The sequence below is a fragment of the Holdemanella porci genome (assembly GCF_019052655.1).
GTDB lineage: Bacteria > Bacillota_I > Bacilli_A > Erysipelotrichales > Erysipelotrichaceae > Holdemanella > Holdemanella hominis.
On sequence record NZ_JAHQVB010000003.1, the window covers coordinates 1 to 18,920 of the forward strand.

At 34.2% G+C, this 18,920-nt stretch carries 18 protein-coding genes; 13 read left to right on the forward strand and 5 right to left on the reverse strand.

What is annotated here, in order from left to right:
• Nucleotides 1-157: 157 nt before the first annotated feature.
• On the forward strand, nucleotides 158-649 hold the full coding sequence (locus tag KTQ83_RS01025; RefSeq protein ID WP_186999385.1) for a PocR ligand-binding domain-containing protein: 492 nt from the start codon (nucleotides 158-160) through the stop codon (nucleotides 647-649).
• 44 nt (nucleotides 650-693) lie between these two features.
• Here KTQ83_RS01025 and KTQ83_RS01030 read toward each other — a convergent pair whose 3' ends face one another.
• Complete coding sequence (locus tag KTQ83_RS01030) at nucleotides 694-1,344, reverse strand: polysaccharide deacetylase family protein (protein WP_217255846.1); 651 nt, start codon at nucleotides 1,342-1,344, stop codon at nucleotides 694-696.
• A gap of 49 nt (nucleotides 1,345-1,393) precedes the next feature.
• Nucleotides 1,394-2,065 carry a hypothetical protein gene (locus KTQ83_RS01035; RefSeq protein WP_217255787.1) on the reverse strand — a complete coding sequence of 224 codons (672 nt, stop codon included), beginning with the start codon at nucleotides 2,063-2,065 and terminating at the stop codon, nucleotides 1,394-1,396.
• A 200-nt stretch (nucleotides 2,066-2,265) separates the two neighbouring features.
• Here KTQ83_RS01035 and KTQ83_RS01040 point away from each other — a divergent pair, with 200 nt between their 5' ends.
• From KTQ83_RS01040 to KTQ83_RS01050, 3 genes are all read left to right on the forward strand, one after another.
• Nucleotides 2,266-2,589, forward strand: a complete 324-nt coding sequence (locus KTQ83_RS01040; RefSeq protein ID WP_003865930.1) for a cyclic-di-AMP receptor — start codon at nucleotides 2,266-2,268, stop codon at nucleotides 2,587-2,589.
• A 123-nt stretch (nucleotides 2,590-2,712) separates the two neighbouring features.
• Complete coding sequence (gene purD, locus KTQ83_RS01045) at nucleotides 2,713-3,945, forward strand: phosphoribosylamine--glycine ligase (protein WP_117925736.1); 1,233 nt, start codon at nucleotides 2,713-2,715, stop codon at nucleotides 3,943-3,945.
• A gap of 1 nt (nucleotide 3,946) precedes the next feature.
• Nucleotides 3,947-5,617, forward strand: coding sequence for a formate--tetrahydrofolate ligase (locus tag KTQ83_RS01050; protein ID WP_217255788.1), 1,671 nt, complete (start codon nucleotides 3,947-3,949; stop codon nucleotides 5,615-5,617).
• 96 nt (nucleotides 5,618-5,713) lie between these two features.
• Here the strand turns inward: KTQ83_RS01050 and KTQ83_RS01055 are convergent, their stop codons facing one another.
• On the reverse strand, nucleotides 5,714-6,508 hold the full coding sequence (locus tag KTQ83_RS01055) for a hypothetical protein (protein ID WP_217255789.1): 795 nt from the start codon (nucleotides 6,506-6,508) through the stop codon (nucleotides 5,714-5,716).
• 891 nt (nucleotides 6,509-7,399) lie between these two features.
• Nucleotides 7,400-7,873, reverse strand: a complete 474-nt coding sequence (locus tag KTQ83_RS01060) for a PTS sugar transporter subunit IIA (protein WP_217255790.1) — start codon at nucleotides 7,871-7,873, stop codon at nucleotides 7,400-7,402.
• Between the two features lie 297 nt (nucleotides 7,874-8,170).
• Between KTQ83_RS01060 and KTQ83_RS01065 the strand changes: the two genes are divergently transcribed.
• From KTQ83_RS01065 to KTQ83_RS01090, 6 genes are all read left to right on the forward strand, one after another.
• Entirely contained in the window at nucleotides 8,171-8,995 is an 825-nt protein-coding gene (locus KTQ83_RS01065) for a PRD domain-containing protein (protein WP_117925732.1), read from the forward strand.
• A 107-nt stretch (nucleotides 8,996-9,102) separates the two neighbouring features.
• On the forward strand, nucleotides 9,103-10,653 hold the full coding sequence (locus KTQ83_RS01070) for a PTS transporter subunit EIIC (RefSeq protein ID WP_117925731.1): 1,551 nt from the start codon (nucleotides 9,103-9,105) through the stop codon (nucleotides 10,651-10,653).
• Between the two features lie 18 nt (nucleotides 10,654-10,671).
• Complete coding sequence (locus tag KTQ83_RS01075; protein ID WP_217255791.1) at nucleotides 10,672-12,033, forward strand: 6-phospho-alpha-glucosidase; 1,362 nt, start codon at nucleotides 10,672-10,674, stop codon at nucleotides 12,031-12,033.
• Nucleotides 12,034-12,373: 340 nt separating this feature from the next.
• A complete protein-coding gene (locus KTQ83_RS01080; protein WP_217255792.1) occupies nucleotides 12,374-12,712 on the forward strand; it encodes a hypothetical protein in 339 nt (112 codons plus the stop codon).
• A 111-nt stretch (nucleotides 12,713-12,823) separates the two neighbouring features.
• The gene (gene pepT, locus KTQ83_RS01085) at nucleotides 12,824-14,068 is read left to right on the forward strand and encodes a peptidase T (RefSeq protein WP_217255793.1); all 1,245 of its coding nucleotides are present in this window, start codon (nucleotides 12,824-12,826) and stop codon (nucleotides 14,066-14,068) included.
• Between the two features lie 86 nt (nucleotides 14,069-14,154).
• Complete coding sequence (locus tag KTQ83_RS01090) at nucleotides 14,155-15,057, forward strand: ROK family protein (RefSeq protein WP_217255794.1); 903 nt, start codon at nucleotides 14,155-14,157, stop codon at nucleotides 15,055-15,057.
• A gap of 6 nt (nucleotides 15,058-15,063) precedes the next feature.
• Here KTQ83_RS01090 and KTQ83_RS01095 read toward each other — a convergent pair whose 3' ends face one another.
• Entirely contained in the window at nucleotides 15,064-16,395 is a 1,332-nt protein-coding gene (locus KTQ83_RS01095; RefSeq protein ID WP_217255795.1) for a 6-phospho-beta-glucosidase, read from the reverse strand.
• 393 nt (nucleotides 16,396-16,788) lie between these two features.
• Here KTQ83_RS01095 and KTQ83_RS01100 point away from each other — a divergent pair, with 393 nt between their 5' ends.
• From KTQ83_RS01100 to KTQ83_RS01110, 3 genes are all read left to right on the forward strand, one after another.
• Nucleotides 16,789-17,091 (forward strand): PTS sugar transporter subunit IIB, encoded by a 303-nt coding sequence (locus KTQ83_RS01100; RefSeq protein WP_217255796.1) that lies wholly within the window; start codon nucleotides 16,789-16,791, stop codon nucleotides 17,089-17,091.
• Nucleotides 17,092-17,142: 51 nt separating this feature from the next.
• Entirely contained in the window at nucleotides 17,143-18,528 is a 1,386-nt protein-coding gene (locus tag KTQ83_RS01105) for a PTS sugar transporter subunit IIC (RefSeq protein ID WP_244975712.1), read from the forward strand.
• 75 nt (nucleotides 18,529-18,603) lie between these two features.
• Entirely contained in the window at nucleotides 18,604-18,918 is a 315-nt protein-coding gene (locus KTQ83_RS01110) for a PTS sugar transporter subunit IIA (protein ID WP_217255798.1), read from the forward strand.
• Nucleotides 18,919-18,920 lie beyond the last annotated feature (2 nt).

Genomic DNA, 18,920 nt, shown 5'->3' on the forward strand with positions numbered 1-18,920 from the left:
GCAAATGAAAAGCGCCCATACAAATCATTTTATATGATTTGATGGGCTTTTTTTACAAAAAAACGGCCAAAGTGATTGAAACGGCTTACAATACGCTTGAAATCAGTCACTGAAAGTGATTTAATTAAGATAAGAAAAGGATTTGAGGTGCTATATTATGTTGCCTGAAGAAGCTATCCAAAAGGTGATGGATGCGTATTACCATATTACTGGATTAAGATGCTATTTCGTGCAAGACGAGACAGAAATTAGCAGTGCAAAGGAAAAGAATTTCTTTTGTAAATGTTTAAAAACAAGTTCATCTGCATTACGTCAATGTGATGAATGTACATTTGAAAATTATACAGGAGCTTTAAAATCAAATAAACCGCAAAAGTATGCATGTCATGCTGGACTTATCAAATGGAGTGTTCCCGTATCGTTTGCAGACGTAAAAGGTGTAATTATATCAGAAGGTGTTATTACAAAGCAGCAAGGCTTAGAAGCAGAGGATTGGGTCAATCATTTGGCAGAAACATATAATGTTTCTAGATCTATACTTTTACATAACTACACAAAAGTTGTTGTGATGAATGAAGATCAGGTTGAAGAAAGTATTGAATTGATGCAAGATCTATTAAAGTACTACAAAGCAGTAATCGAGGGTTAATTCCTTCGATTTTTTTGTATAAAAAAAGCCAGCAAATTGCTGACTTAGTTATTGACTCCATGATGGAATATCGGTGTATCATCACTGATCGCTTTAAATACATAACCACGACTTTTATAGTTTTCAATGATGGCTGGCAAAGCTTCAACTGTAGAAGTTTTAGGACTTGAGTCGTGGAACAACAACATAATTTGATCGTAGTTACAATTCGTTGAGTTATCGACGATTGTTTGAGCAGGTACGCTGTTTGAAGCGGCATCCCCACTTGAGCAGTTCCAGTCAAAATATTCATAACCTCTTTCATGTACCATACTATCAAGTTTTGACATAATACCATGAGAGTAGTTGGCAGAAACCATATTGCTTGAACCACCAGGGAAACGAATATATTTTGGAGCTTTTCCTGTGATTTGTTTAACCATATCACTTATTTGTTGTAAATCATTAAAATATGCTTCTGTAGATGAATAGACGGTCGCATAATCATGCGTATATGTATGAAGTGCAATCGTATTTCCTTGTTTTTCTGCTTTTCGAATGGAATCATTATATTTTTGATTGTTTCCAGTCACAAAGAATGTAGCTTTCGCATCATATTTCTTTAGTATCTTTAATACTTTATCTGTATTTTCACTTGGACCATCATCAAATGTTAGATAAACGACTTTTGCAGGTTCCTCAACAACGACACTAATCTTTTTCTTAGCCTTATTGCCAGAACGATCCGTTGCCGTAACCGTTAATTTATAAGTGCCTTCTTTTTGTCTTTACTTTTGAAGAATCGATTTTGATCTTTGGATTTAAATCTAAGTTATCCGTTACTTCAATATAAGATTTATAGTTCGGTTTTGAATCTGTATAGACATGAATTGGATCTGTACTAATAACAGGTTTTTCAGTATCTATTTTTAACGTAAGTGTCGTATCTTTCATTGTGCAATTTCCATATGCATCTTTAGCTATGATCGTCACTGTTTGTTTTTCATCTTTAGTCACTTTATTTTTAAAAGATAAGGTAACCTTTGAATCATCTTCAACACTTTCTACAAAAGAATTGGGCTTCACATCTTCTTTTAAATCGGTGGTGTACGTTTTAACTTTTAGCTTTGGTGCTTTCGTATCTTTTACTGAGACTGTACACGTTTTTTTATAGTCTTTTATTTGATAAGTAACTGTATAATTACCTACTCTTTTAGTATCGATATCACTTGAAACTTGAACACTAGAATCCGAATGATAGAAGACTTGTTGAATGTTTGTCTTTGGATCATACTCATGATTGATCTCTACTTCTGGATTTGTAGAATATAATAATATAGGATTTTTAAAAGCATAACCCATCAAAAATATCATGCATATAAATAAAAAAGCAATCAAGCCATTTCCGAAAGTATCTTTCCTTTTTTTATTTGTCATAGTTGACCCTCGAAAGATATGGTCCAGTCTTTTTTTGTGCACAAAAAATTAAATTCCCTAAACATAATTAACCCCTTTTAAACTCTATATCTATTATACATGAAATAAGAGAAATTGTTCTAAAGATTATGGTTCTTTTTTCTTGTTGTAGTTGTGCATAAATTCTTATATAATAACCTTAGAAAGGTGGGGGAAGCACTATGAAACTTATCCTAGCAATTTTATCAAATGACGATAGTCCAGTGGCAAGTAATGCACTAAATAAAAATGGTTTTTCTGTTACTAAATTAGCAACGACTGGTGGATTCCTTCGCGCAGGCAATACAACGTTGATCATTGGTTGTGAAGACGAAAAAGTAGAAGCAGCTATAGATATCATCAAGGAATATTCAAGTAAGCGAACGGAAATTGTACCTAGTACAGCTAGTTATGACATTGGCCGTTATGCAAGTTTTCCTGTGGAAGTTACTGTTGGTGGAGCCACAATTTTCGTGCTAGATGTAGCACAATTCTTAAAGGTTTAGAAAACAAAGGGGGTAGAATATAATGTTCTACCTTTTTTCTGTTAAAAAAATTGTGAATAAAGACCCATTAGGGGCTTTTTTCTGTTATGATTGAATGGTAAAGAAAAAGGAGATTAAAACGCAATGAAAATACTAGTTATCGGTAAGGGCGGACGTGAACACGCACTTGCGTATGCATGCAAACGCTCAGTTTTGTGTGATGAGTTGATTTGTGCTCCAGGTAATCCTGGAATGGAAAAAATTGGAGAATGTGTCAATGTGAAAGACAATGATGTAGAAGGTCTTGTCGCTTTGGCAAAAGAAAGAAATGTAGATTTAACCATCGTAGGTCCTGAGGCAACTTTAGCTCTAGGTGTTGTAGATGCGTTTAAAAAAGAAGGCCTAAAGATTTTTGGGCCAGACAAAAAAGCAACTCAGGTTGAATCAAGTAAGGATTTTGCCAAGAAAATTATGGCAAAATACAATATTCCAACAGCTGCATATAAAACATTCTATGATTTAGAATCTGCATGGACTTATGTACAAGAACAGGGAGCTCCTATTGTTATTAAGGAAGATGGCTTAAAAGCTGGAAAAGGTGTTACAGTAGCTTCTACGTTAGAACAGGCTAAGGAAGCCTTAGACATTGCCTTTGCGATTGAAAATAATTCGGTTGTGATTGAAGAATGTTTATTTGGATTTGAATTTTCTTTGATCTGTCTAGTACACAATGAAACAGTTGTACCTTTAGAAGTAGCCCAAGATCACAAGTGTGTATTTGATGGAGATAAAGGCCCAAATACAGGTGGTATGGGATCTTATAGTCCAGTTAAGAAGATTACTTCTGAAATTATCGATGAAGCTATGAATGAAATTATGAAACCAATGGCAAGTGCTATGGTTAAAGAAGGTGTTCCATTCACTGGATTCTTATATGGTGGATTAATGTTGACAGAAAAAGGTATCAAAACAATTGAATTTAATGCACGTTTTGGAGATCCAGAAGCCGAAGTTATTTTGCCTCGTTTAGAAAGTGATTTTGTCCAAGCTATTTTAGATTTAATGGATAATAAACCAGTTGAACTAAAATGGACAGATAAAGTCAGTCACGGTGTTGTTTTAGCAAGTACAAACTATCCTGCAAGCTCTACAAAAGGATCTTTGATTACAGGTGTAGACGATGTAGATGGATTGGTTTTCCACATGGGAACAAAAATGACAGATGAAGGATTGGTCACAGATGGAGGCCGTGTTTTAATGGTCGTTACTCTAGAAGATGACTTACAGACTGCATTTGATCATACATATAAAGAATTAGAAAAGATTCAATGTAAAGATTTATTTCACAGAAATGATATTGGAAAGAAGGATATGTAAAATGGCTAAAACAGATTTAGAAATTGCACAAGAATGTGTCATGGAACCAATTGAAAAGGTTGCCGCAAAAATTGGAATTCCTGCAGATAGCTTGGAACATTATGGAAAATATAAAGCTAAATTGTCTTTTGATTATTTAAAATCCATTGAAAATAATCCTCATGGAAAATTAGTATTAGTTACAGCCATTAATCCTACTAAGGCTGGAGAAGGAAAGAGTACGACAACTGTTGGTTTAGGTGATGCTTTAAATCGTTTAGGTAAGAAAACGATGATGGCTTTACGTGAACCAAGTTTAGGTCCAGTATTTGGATTAAAAGGTGGAGCTACAGGTGGTGGCTATGCCCAAGTTGTACCAATGGAAGATATCAACCTTCACTTTACTGGAGATATGCATGCGATTACAACAGCTAATAACTTAGTTAGTGCATGTTTAGATAATGTGATTCATCAGGGAAATGAATTGAATATTGATCCTGAAAAAGTAACTTTCAAACGTTGTTTAGATATGAATGATCGTACTTTGCGTAATATTACCATTGGTTGTGGTGCAAAAGCCAATGGAGTTGAACGTAAAGACGGATTTAATATTACTGTCGCAAGTGAAATCATGGCAGCTTTATGTTTGGCAGATGATTTAATGGATTTAAAGAAAAGATTTGGAAAAATGCTTGTGGCATATACTTATGATGATAAGCCTGTATATGTACATGATTTGGGTATAGAAGGCGCATTGGCTATGGTTATGAAAGATGCTGTATTGCCTAACGTTGTTCAAACACTTGAACATAATCCAGTATTGATTCATGGTGGTCCATTTGCGAATATTGCGCATGGATGTAACTCTGTCATTGCCACAAAAGCATGTCTAGAACTTGCAGATTATACAGTTACAGAAGCTGGATTTGGTGCGGATTTAGGCGCTGAAAAATTCTTGGATATCAAGTGTCGATTGGCTAATCTTAAACCAAATGCGGTTGTAATCGTTGCGACAATTCGTGCCTTAAAACAACATGGTGGAATTGCCTTAGAAGATTTAAAAGAAGAAAATGTAGAGGCTATGCTTGTAGGATGTGAAAACTTAGCAAAACATATTGATACCGTACAACAATTTGGTTTACCATACATTGTTGCGATCAATGAATTTGCGACAGATACACCAGCTGAAGTAGCTGCATTAGAAAAATGGTGCGAAGAAAACAACCACCCAATGTCATTATCTCAAGTATGGGCAAAAGGTGGAGAAGGTGCTATTGATTTAGCCAATAAAGTAGTTGCGTTATGTGATCAAGAAAATAACTATGCTCCTTTATATGATTTAGATAAGTCAATTGAAGAAAAAGTAGAAACCATTGCCAAGAAAGTATATGGTGCAGATGGTGTTGATTTTACAGAAGAAGCACAAGCACAAATTGCGAAGTTCAATGAATTAGGATGGGATAAATTACCAATTTGTATGGCTAAAACACAAATGTCATTATCAGATGATGGTAAAGTAATGGGTCGTCCTACAGGATTTAGAATTACAGTTCGTGAATTACGCCCAAGTTTAGGTGCAGGCTTCATTGTTGCTCTAACAGGTAAAGTATTAACAATGCCAGGACTTCCAAAACATCCAAGTGCATTAGACATGGATGTGGATGAAGATGGTAAGATCGTAGGATTATTCTAATGTCAAAGGCTGGATGAAAAATTCCAGTCTTTTTTTGCTTTCATCAAAAAAGAGTCCAGACAATCAAATGTTGTCTGGACTTTTGGTGAGTAAAGCTTATTGTCTTCCAATGTCTAAATCAAGGGTTTTATTTGTTGCATCATAGTGTATATTGACTAATATATTATCGTTGTTAACTCCTAAAAAAGATTTTTCTGGAGAATTTGGATCCATGGAATCAAAACCTTTCTCCTTTATTTTCTTTATGTAGTCAAAATATTCATTTTCTTCTACTTCATAATAATGAATGGCATATTTATTCTTTTTGTTGAAAACCGTTCGTGAAATAGAATCTGTTTTTGGCAATAATGAGTTTAATTCACTTACTGGAGAAGACAGATTTTTCTTTTCTTCTTTAGCATCTTCTTGGATCAAACGATTGTATTCTTTTTCTTTTGCTTCTATTACTGTCATAGAATCATAATTTGGATTATTGGCTAAGTCTTTTTCGTTACCATTTTCATCCATGACTGTAGATGCATCTGTGAAGCCACCATTTTTCTTATTATAGAAAACCTCATCTGAATCATTGAATCCCTCAAATTCTTCAGTTAAATAGTTATTTACATCCATAGCTAGTAAAGCATAATATTTAGCTTTTTTTGCCTGAATGGCTCCTGAATCTTGATCACTATCATAATATTTTCCATTCACTTCTTTTGTTCCATGTATATATTCTCCATTTGGCAAACGAATAATTGTATCTGAATCACTATATGAAGAGAATGAATCATAAGCTACATTATCCTTTAGAATATACTCCTTAATATTATTTGTGTTTGTGATGGTAGGTGTAGAAGAGCATCCAGTTATTAAAAGTAAACTTGTGATTGCGATAGCTAATTTTTTCATAGTTAAGTGCCTGCCTTTCTAATTTAAGTATAATATATTATTTTAATTATTGACTAGTTATGTATAAGAGGCAAAAATAATGAATAAGATTTTGTGTAGATTTGAAAAAATAACAGACGCAAGTTTTAAAGTGTTGTATACAGTAGAAACTAATGATTTAAAATCATTTGCAGGAGTTTCGAAATCAGTTTCAATGTCGTTAAGTTAAGTCAGGATTGTAATAAAATCCTGACTTATGAGGTTCATAACAATTTGGGGAAATTTATAAAAGTTTAGTCCAAAATATTTTAAGTTTTAGATACCTTTTATTTTCTTTTCCTTAAATAAAAGAATTAATTCTTGCTTTTTTGTTATTAATCATTAAAAATACTCCATCTTTTACAATCATATAATTTGTAAACTCGGACAAATCTCTAATAATAGTTTTATTTGGTAAGACACCAATGATTTGTTTGTTGAAAGCTATATAAACAACATATAGATTTGTCGGAATATATAAATAAAAATACTAACCCGAAGCTTACGCAGGAAAAATTGAACAGTATCATGATCTACATGCCTAACGACACAACATTAGATTTAATTATTTCAAGTATCAACCAATGTGACAAATTGAAATTTAAAGCACAAGAATTTATAAAAATTCTCAAAAACACAATAGAAAAAGTTTTATTGGAGTGAAGCAATCTGCTAGTGCGATGCGCATGTTGGAGGTTGTTCATAAAATAACTTCACATGCCATTTCGGTACTTGAGCATAAGAAAATAACCACATTGGAGTAAATCGATACTCTGATGTGGTCATCTAATTTTGAGTTTTGTTTGAAGGCTTCACTTAGAAATTATTGCTGTTTTCGTTAATTCCTAATTGAGCCATCCAAAAATGAACTCTTTACTTCTTCTTATAAGTAATTAAAACTGTTTCACCTGCTTTAGCTGTGTCGTTGTTTAAAAACGAGATGTTAAATAGACTATGATTTAGGATTACTAAAGGTGTGGTAAGGTTGATGTTTTTAGATTCCATAAAAGCTCTATCAATTGAGATGATAGGTGTTCCTTGTTTTACTTTAGTATTAACTTCAACTAAGGTATTAAAGCCTTCTCCTTTAAGGTTTACAGTTTCTAGTCCTATATGAACAAGAAGTTCCATGCCGTTATCTAGAGTCATACCAAAGGCATGTTTTGTTTCTGAAATTAGGGTAATAGTACCATCTGCTGGTGCTACAAAGCTTGAATCTTTAGGGATGATTGCGATTCCTTCTCCCATCATTTTTTGGGCGAAGACTGGATCTGGTACTTCTTCGATTGGAATAATTTTTCCGTTAACTGGTGCGACTAAATTGTTTTTCTTTAAAAAATTGAACATACTGTTATCTCCTTTCCTAAAAATAAAAGGCATGAGCATCTAAAAAGAATAACTCATGCCTGATTGAACAGTAACATTGTCAGTAATTATTTAAACCCATTTTTGATTGCTTGTCAAATGAAAAAGAAACCAAAGAAATGAAAAAGAAAAAGAATGCGTTGACATTTGTGTGGGAATTGCTATAATTTAAATCGTAAGCAGATTATAAAATAGGATTGTTACTTTAATTAGGCAAGACCTACCCAGTAGACATTTGTTTATTGGTAGGTCTTTTTTTAACAAAAAAGGGGGATATCGATGAGGGTAATTCGTGTATACAACAATAATGTTGTGGCGACGAAAACTGATGATAAGGAAGCTATAGTTCAGGGATCTGGTATTGGATTTGGTAAAAAACCAGGTGATCTTATTGATGAAAAAAAGATTGAAAAGATATATTTCATCAAAGATGATCAATTAAGTAAGTTTGAAGAACTATTAGATGATGTCCCTATTGAGTATTTCCAAATTGCTGAGATGATTGCAGAAAAGGCTACAAGAGATTTAAATGTTTCTTTGGATAATCAAATTCTTGTAGCACTAGCCGATCATATCTATTTTGCGGTTGAGAGATATTATAAGAATGCCAATATGAGTAATTTCTTAAATTCAGAGATTTCTTACTTATATCGTAAGGAATATCAAGTTGGATTATGGGCTCTTGATAGGATTGAGGAGATGCTTAAGGTTAGACTGCCTAAGGATGAAGCTGGGCTTATAGCTCTTCATATTATTAATGCTTCAACTAAGGCTTCAACTCAAGATATTTCTGATACGCTTATATTTATTAAGGGAATATTAGATATTATTAGTGAACAATTTAATATCACCTTTGATAAGGAAAAACTAGATACAACTAGGTTGATGACACATTTGAAGTTCTTGGCTAATCGTGTTATCTATCATGAAAATGAGAATATAGTTGAGCTAGATGATATGTATGACTTATTGGTTAGTAGGAAAACAGAGTGTAAGTTGTGCATTGAGGAGATAGATAATTATGTTCAAGGAAAATTTGGGTATAAGTTGTCTAAGCAGGAGAAGGTGTACTTGTTGGTTCACTTGTTAAGGTTTCTGCATTAAAAATTTAAATTAGGATTGTTACTTTAAGTAGGCAAGACCATTAGATACTAGTTTTTAGTATTTATTAGTCTTGTCTATTTTTATTTCACTAGAAGGAGGGAAAAGAAGTGAAAGAGAAAATTATGGTTGCTTTAGAGAAATTTTCTAAGGCGATGGTACAGCCACTAAGCTATATTTCAGTGGCAGGTATGATTCTTGTTGTTGGTGTGCTTGTTACTAACAAAGCGATTGTGGGGTTATTGCCTTTCTTAGGATGGGCTCCTATTCAATTGGTTGGTAACTTATTGTACCAATGTATCATGGTTATTATTAATAACCTGGGTCTTGTGTTTGCAGTAGGTATTGCAGCGGCTTTAGCTAAAAAAGATAAGCATCAGGCTGCAATGATAGGTCTAATGTCTTATTTCATGTTCCTAGTAGCTAATAATACAACATTGTCTACAAATGGTTTATTAGCTGAAGCTAATAAAATGTTAGGCTTATATGGTACAGGTCAATCTACAGTATTAGGTTTCCAAGTTACTGATATGGGCGTATTCTCGGGTATCATTCTTGGTTGCTTAACAGGTTATGTATTCAATAAGACATGTGATGCATCATTTAAGGGATATTGGAGTATGTATTCAGGAACTCGTTTCTCATTTACTTGCATGGTTTGTGTTTCAATCTTAATGGGTGTGGCTACATGTTATGTATGGCCAGTTGTTCAACATGGTATTTCTGCATTAACTAATGTGATTGCTAGTAGTGGTGCCTTTGGTTTATTCCTATATGGTATGTTAGAACGTTTGTTGATTCCTACAGGCTTACATCACTTAGTATATGCACCTTTCCAATTTGGTGATTTAGGTGGAACTTTAGCTTTAGGTGGTAAGACAATCGTTGGTGCTTATCCAATTCTATTAACTGAGTTACAAATGGGCGTTCCTTTCTCTGATTCAATCTATTATATGGGAACAGGTTTAGCTAAAACATTTGGTTATATTGGCATCTGTGCCGCTTTCTATTACACAGCTAAGCCAGAGAATAAGAAGAATACTAAGAATATCTTAATTCCGCTTGCATTAACAGCCACTTTAAGTAGTATTACTGAGCCAATCGATTTCATGTTTGCGTTTGTGGCACCTGGCTTGTTCTTAGTTCATTCAATTATTGCAGGTACATTTGTTGCTTTATTAAAGGTGTTCAATATTCATTCAATGACTACAGGTTTAATTAATAGTTTCTTGATGAACTTATCTGCTGGTGTTGAAAGAACTGGCTGGCCAAAGGTGTATGTATTAGCTTTAGCTGAAATTATTGTTTACTTTGTAGTGTTTGTGTTTATTATCAAGAAGTTCAATTTAAAGACACCTGGTAGAGAAGATACTGTTGTTGTTGAAGGTGGAGAAGCTACTGTTAAGGCTGTTAATACTTCTAATGATGGTGTTGCCGAAACAATCATTGAAGGTTTAGGCGGTAGAGAAAATATTGAGAATGTTGATAACTGTTTTACTCGTTTAAGAGTTAAGGTTAAGGATGCAAGTTTAGTTAATGATGCAGTTATTAATAAGGTTAAGAATAGTGGAGTTGTTAAGAAGAACAATGATATTCAAGTTATCTTCGGCATCGAGGTTCCACAAGTTAGAAAAGCTGTTGATGCAGCATTAAATAAGTAAAATTAGGAGGTTATATATATGATTATTGCGATTGCAGGTGGAGGAAGTACTTTTACTCCAGGTATTGTTAAGTCTATTGCGTTACGTAAGGATGAACTAGGTGTTGATGAGATTCGTTTATACGATATCAACAAGGAAAGACAAGATAAGGTTGCTGTTGTGGTTAAGTGGATCTTGGATGAAGAGTTACATTCAGGTATTAAGTTAACTGTAACAAATGATAAGAAGGAAGCTTATACTGATGCATCATTTGTGTTTGCTCAAATGCGTGTTGGTTTGTATGCAATGAGAGAAAGCGATGAGAAGATTCCTTTGAAGCATGGTTGTGTTGGTCAAGAGACTTGTGGCTGTGGTGGTTTAGCATATGGTATGCGTACCATCTTCCCTATGATTGAGTTGATTGATGATGTTGAAAAGTATGCTAAGAAGGATTATTGGATTCTTAACTATTCTAATCCTGCTTCTATTGTTTCTGAGGCTTGCAATAAGTTAAGACCTAATGCTCGTATTATCAATATTTGTGATATGCCTATCGCTATTATTGATTTAGTTGCTGCTGCATTAGAGATTAAGGATAAGAAGAATATCGTATATGATTACTTTGGTTTAAATCATTTTGGTTGGTTTACAAATATCGAATATAAGGGCGAAAGTATCATGGAACCTTTGAAGGCTTATATCAAGGAACATGAAATCTTGTTACCTGCTTCTTATTTAAAGGGTAAGGAAAGTTTAACAAGTACTAGCAACAATACTAATCGTCATGCGAAGGGTAGTTGGTATTATGTATGGAAGGGTGTTTATGAGATTCTTGAGAACTTCCCTGAATATATTCCAAATACTTATTTAAATTATTACTTACAAAGTAAAGAGTTTGTTGAGCATTCAAATGTTGAATATACTCGTGCTAATGAGGTAATGAATTCTCGTGAAAAGAACTTGTTTGATGGTATTGATAATTACTTAAAGACAGGCAAGATTGATGAGAAGGTATTCTATGCAGGTAGTCATGGTGACTGGATTGCTGATTTGGCAATTGCGCTTAAGAATGATACTAAGGCTCGTTTCTTGGTAATTGTTGAGAATAAGGGTGCTTTACCTAATATGCCATATGATGCAATGGTTGAGGTTCCTGCTTATATTGGTAAGGATGGACCAGAGGTAATTTCTCAAAAGCCTATTCCATTGTTCCAACAAGGTTTGATGATGCAACAATTAAATAGTGAAAAGCTATTAGTTGAAGGTTGTATTGAAGGCTCTTATGAGAAAGTATTGCAATCATTCACTTTAAATAAGACTGTTCCTAGTATGACTGTTGCTAAGGCTATCTTGGATGACATGATTGAGGCTAATAAAGGTTTCTGGCCTGAATTAAAGTAAGACTTGTTATATAGATGTCCTTTAGAATTCCCTAATTACTCATTTGATTTTTAGGACAAAGTAAAAACACGATGTTTCGTAATAATGCGAGATATCGTGTTTTTAATATATTAAGAAATTCAATGCGCCGGTCATAAAGTCCAAATGCTATAAAATTTGATATGCTGGATAGAAACTATAAATCAAATTTTAATTTTATGCATTCATTGCTTCATGAAATCACGACATTAAAAACAGGATCGAAAAATCTGGGGATCAGGCAGAATATGCACAAAGTATAGATGCAATAGAAAAAATTGTATTGGAAAACTTTAATCAGATATATCCGAATAATATAGCGATGTCTGTGGTTTTAAATGAGTGTAAAAGTAAATTAGAAAATAAACACATAAAACTTTCAATGAATCTTCCAATAGATATTTTTTCAAGTATAAAATATGACGAACAAATTAATTTGTATCCATGTTTATTTGATATTATCTTTGAAAAAATTAAAGAAAATAGTGTTCTTAGTATCCAAGGATGTTCAACTAAACTACAAGATGTGATCAAAGTTGTTTTTGAGTCACAAGAACAATGTGTTGAGTTTGGTAAACTATTCAAAGAATTTTCATATATTCAAATTTATTCATTTGAAGAAAATGGACATTTCAATGGACTTATCATATATAAGAAGTAGAAAAAGTATAGACTTATAATGGCGCTTACATCTTCGTAGGTACCTTTTTTAAATTCCAGTCTTTCATTTCTTTTAGAATAAGAATAAAATAATCAAAAAAGGAGAATTCGTATGACAGAATTTTATGAACAAGTAAAAGAGAGATTGATGCGCTACGTAAGAATCAATACAGAATCCAATCCACATAGTACAAGTGTTCCTACTACATCTTGTCAGCATGATTTAGCTAGTGTTATTTATGAAGAGCTTCAAAAAATTGAGGCTACAAATGTATATTATGATAAAGAAACATGTGTAGTATATGGATCTTTAGAAGCGAATGTAAAAACGGGTAGAGCCATTGGTTTTGTGACACATATGGATACAGCTCCGGATGCGAGTGGTAAAGATGTGAAGCCTTGGGTACTAGAAAATTATGATGGAAATGACATTGTTTTAAACAAAGAAAAAGATATTGTGATGTCACCATCTGTATTTCCAAATCTGAAACAATATATTGGGCAGGATTTGATTTTAACGGATGGTACAACACTACTTGGAGGGGATGACAAGGCAAGTATTGCAGCTGTCATGACGTTGTTGGAGTATTTAGTGAAACATCCAGAAATCAAACATAATTTTATTTCTGTCGCATTTACGCCAGATGAAGAAGTGAGTGGACTTGCTAAAGATTTAGATTTAGAACGCTTTAAATCACCAATCGCATATACACTAGATGGAGATCATTTGGGTTATTATATGGATGAAACATTTAATGCGAGTCTTTCAACGATTGAGATTCATGGTATTTCAGTACATACAGCTACCGCAAAGGGTATTATGAAAAATGCGGTGGATATTGGAAATGCATTCTTAAATAAATTACCGGCATTAGAAAAACCACAATATACCCAAGGAAGAGAAGGCTTTTATCATGTGGTGAGTTTTAATGGGGATTGTGAATATGCCAAGATTGAAATCAACGTTCGTGATCATGATAGCTTGCAGTTTGATATACGTAATAACACATTAAAAATGATTGTGGATATGTTAAATAAAGAGTATGGACAAGGTACCGTAAATATTACACAAAGAATTCAATATCGTAATTTAAAAGAAGCGATTGATCAAGTACCATTTATGATTCCATATTTGAAACAAGCCATTGAAAGTGTAGGATTAACACCTCAAACAGAACCATTTAGAGGAGGAACCGATGGCTCAGCCTTATCTCATAGAGGACTTCCTTGTCCTAACTTATCAGCGGGATATGAGAATGCGCATGGACGTTTTGAATATGTTCCCATTCAGTCAATGGAAAAGAATGTGGAAATCTTATTGAATCTAATTGATATATATGCGAAATGTGACTGTTAAAAAGGTCACATTTTTAATTTGCTTGTTTTATTGTAAACGGTAACATACAATGGATGTGTGAATAGTGAGGTAGAGGAGAATAACTTATGAAAACATTTATTGCGGTTGACTTAGGTGGAACGAATATTCGTGTAGCTAAAGTTGATGAAGAGGGAAATATCCTACAAATGGTTAAGGATGCGAGTGAGCCTGAAAAAGGCTGCGAACATGTGATGAATAAAATTATTCATCTAATCGAATCTATTGATGGATATAAGGATTGTGAAGGTATTGGATTAGGCGTTCCAGGACCCATCGATACAATTCATGGAAAAATTATTGTGAGCACAAACTTACCAAAACTAGTGGGATATCCAATTGTTGAACATATTTCAAATTATTTCAACAAACCAACATTTATGGATAACGATGTTAAGGTGGCAACACTTGGAGAAGCTTGTCTAGGTGCTGGTAAAGAGTATCCAATTGTATATTACGTGACTATATCAACCGGTATTGGTGGAGCATTATCCATAGATCAAAGAGTGTTAAGTGGACAGAATGGTCATGCAGGAGAAGTTGGGAATATCATTGTAGATCGAAATGCACCTAAATATAATATTTTAAATGCAGGTGCTGTTGAAAATGAAGCGAGTGGAACAGCTTTAACGCGAAAAGGAAAAGAAATATTTGGCGATTCCATTCATCATGCTGGAGATGTGTTTGATCTAGCTTGTCAAGGGGATGAAAAGGCTATTAAATTAGTTGATGAAATGGCTTATAACTTGGCTATGATGTTTAGTGCCATTGCCCATATTTGTGATCCACACGTCTTTGTCGTTGGTGGAGGTGTTATGAAAGGTAAAGATGTTTTCTTTGATAAGATGGAAACGTACTATCGTTCAATGATTCATGAAGGAATGCAGCCAGTGGTATTCAAAGAAGCTGAATTAGAAGAACCTGGTATTGTTGGTGCGGCAATGCTTGCGATGACAAAAATAAAAGACTGATTTCGATCAGTCTTTTATTTTGAATTGCGGAAGATATTCTTTATGGGCTTCTAATAGTTCATCTACGACAATATTAGCTAATGTGTCACTAGGACAAAGAGGATTCATGTTTAATGCAGTTACGGCTAAGTCACGATCTCCTTTGATAGCAGCTTCTACAACGAGGCGTTCAAATGTTTTTATTGTATGAACATAGCCAGAGATAGCTAACTTTAAATTTCCAGTGGCTAATGGCTTTGGACCATCGGCAGTAATGCGACAGGCAATCTCGACTGCACTTTCGTTTGGTAAATCTGAAATAGTGCCATTGTTTAAAACATCTACATATTGAATGTCGCCAGTATTATTGTAGATACTTTGAATTAAGTTACATGCTGCATCTGAATATTTAGCGCCACCGCGCTTAGATAATTGTTCAGGCTTTTCTTGAAGTTCTTCATGAGAATAAAGTTCGAAAAGTTCTTTTTCAGTTTCGGATACGACTTCACCACGAACAGTCCCAGTTTTAAATTGTTCAAGTTCTTCTTCTAATTGTTCTTTTGTGAAAAAGTAGTAATTATGATATGGGCATGGAATGGCACGAATGCCTTTAATAAAGCTTGAAGAATATGGATGAGAAACAAAGTTTTTCATCTGAATCGTATCTTCTTCATTTAGATTGGCATATTTATTTAATAATTCATCAAAACAAGATACACCATCCACAAATACGTCAGTCGCAAAGATGAAGTGGTTAACACCTTGAATTTCCATAGTTACGCGTTCTTCTTCAACACCTAAAATATTCGCAAAGCCAGCTACCATATTAACAGGTACATTGCATAGGCCGATGGCACGCTTGAAGTTTGTATGGCGCAAAATAGCTTCGGTTACGATTCCAGCTGGATTTGTGAAATTGATAAGCCATGCATCTGGGCATAGTTCTTCCATGTCTTTGACAATATCTAAAATAACAGGAATTGTACGAAATGCTTTAAACATTCCACCTGCACCATTGGTTTCTTGGCCAATCATGCCATGACTTAATGGAATTCTTTCATCAAGGATACGTGCAGGTAAACGTCCTATGCGCATTTGTGTAGTGACAAAGTCAGCGCCTTTTAAAGCTTCACGACGATCGTAGCTTAAAATGATTTTCATATCGACTCTGGCTTTTTCTACCATACGTTTTGCCAGAGCCCCAACAATTTCTAATTTTTCTTTTCCTGCTTCAATGTCAACAAGCCATAATTCTTTGATAGGTAAAGTATTGTAGCGTTTGATAAATCCTTCGATAAGTTCAGGGGTATAACTGCTTCCGCCTCCAATCGTAACGATTTTAATGGATTCCTTTATCATTTTTTTAGCCTCCTCACTGTGTGGTCTATACCATGGTACAACGAACTATATTGAACTTGCAAGATAAATTTAGACCATTATAAAATCAGGATGGTTTATTTTAGTATGAATAATTCAAAACATAAATATCTAGATATACGGAATTATCATGTCTATTCTAATTTAGGCATAAACATTCAAAGAAGACATAAAGGCCTTAAATAAAGCGATAATAATAAATTCACTATGTCTATTCATGTTTGTTTTAAGTTAGACAAATATGATTAATTGTGTTTTTGAATGTGATTTCACATTAAAATCATAAAAAGAGTTGAAAACGGTTGCAAAAGAAATATTAAAATGATAGACTAGAGAAGGTTTGTGGTCTATACCACTGGAAAGGAGGAGTTTGTTATGGTAAAAATTTTGTTAGTGTGCTCTGCCGGAATGTCAACGAGTATGATGGTAAACAAAATGAAAGATGCTGCTGCAGCTAAGGGCGTTGAAGCTGAAATTTGGGCAGTTGCTGATGCTGAAGCTTCAAACAACATTGGCAAAGCAGATATCATGATGTTAGGTCCTCAAGTACGTTTCTTGTTGTCAAAAATGCAAGGAATTGCTGGAGACAAACCAGTTACAGTTATCGATATGCAGGCTTATGGCACAATGAATGGTGCGAAAGTGCTAGACCAAGCTTTGGAATTGCTTAATAAGTAGTAAAAAATTCCGAACATAATCAGAAAGGATATTATTATAATGGAGAAATTTATGAATTGGATGGAGAAAAACTTCATGCCAGTTGCAGCTAAAATCGGTTCTCAAAGACATTTAGTTGCAGTGCGTGATGGTTTTATCTCTATTATGCCAGTCACTATGGTTGGTAGTATTGCTGTATTGTTGAACGTATTCTTACGTGACTTGCCAAATAGCTGGTGGGGACCAGGAAATGCATTTGTGCAAGCTACGACACCTTTGATTAGTGTCAATGGAAACGTTTATTTTGGTTCAATCGTTATTTTGGGTATTGCTTTTACATTCGCTTTAGGATATCACATCGCTAAATCTTACGATGTTAACCCTGTTGCTGGTGGTGTAATCGCGTTTGCTGCGGTTGTTACTTGTATGAATCAAAGTGCTGTATTTGACTACACATTGGGTGGTGTAGATGCTGGTGCATTAGACACTTTGAAAGATCTTGGTTTAAATGTAGCTCTAAATGGTGAAAACGTAGTATTATCAGGCGTTTCAAACTGGGGTTATTTAGGACAGGCTTATACAGGTTCTGGTGGTTTATTTACTTGCTTGATTGTTGGTCTATTATCTTCAATGATTTATGTTAAATTAATGTTGAAAAAGATCACAATTAAATTGCCGGATACAGTACCTCCTGCAGTAAGTAACGCATTCGCTGCAATTATTCCAGGATGTATTGCTATTTATACTTTCGGTATTGTTACACAAATTTGTATCGCAACAACTGGTTTATATCCAAATGACTTAATCGTTGAATGGATCCAAAAACCATTATTAGGATTATCTCAAAACATATTCAGCGTTATGATCATGATGTTCTTGATCCAATTATTCTGGTTCTTCGGATTACACGGATCTAACGTTATGGCTCCAATCACAGAAGGTGTTTTCACTCCTGCATTATTGGAAAACTTACGTGTTTGGAATGAAACAGGATCTACAGAAAAAATGCCTTATATCTTCACTCGTGGTTCTATCGATGCATATTGTCAAATGGGTGGATCTGGTATTACTTTAGGTCTATTGATCGCAATCTTTGTATTCTCTAAACGTGAAGACTCAAGAGCTGTTGCTAAATTGTCTGCTCCAATGGGTATCTTCAATATCAACGAACCGGTTACATTCGGTATGCCAATCGTATTGAACCCATTGTACATGATTCCATGGTTACTTGTACCACCAATTTGTGCAATGGTTGCTTACGGATTTACAGCTGCAGGAATTATTCCTCCATGCTTCGTTCAGGTTCCTTGGGTTATGCCAGTTGGTGTATATGCATTCTTAGCTACTGGTGGAAACTTCATGGCTGCATTAGTTGCATTATTGAACCTATTCATTTCTTTCTTGATTTGGACACCATTTGTATTGTTGGCAAATAGAGAACAAGAAAAAAATTCATAATAATTAATAAATAATTTCGGTAGGCAGGTGGGAATACACCTGCCTATCCTTCTATATGGACATGAGGAGGTTACGATGGAAGGTATTGAAATGACTTGCTTTCAGATCATTAGTTCTGTAGGAATGGCAAGAGGAAGTTATATTGAAGCTATCGATTTGGCAAATGAAGGAAAATTTGAAGAAGCTGAAGCTAAAATCAAAGAAGGAGAAGAATTCTTTGTTCAAGGTCATACAGCTCATGCTGAATTGATTCAAAAAGAGGCAAGCGGAAATCGAGTGGAAGTAGTCTTATTGTTGTTGCATGCAGAAGATCAATTGATGAGCGCAGAAAACTTTAAAATCATTGCAGAAAAATTTATCGCATTAAATAAAAAATTAGATAATAAGTAAGA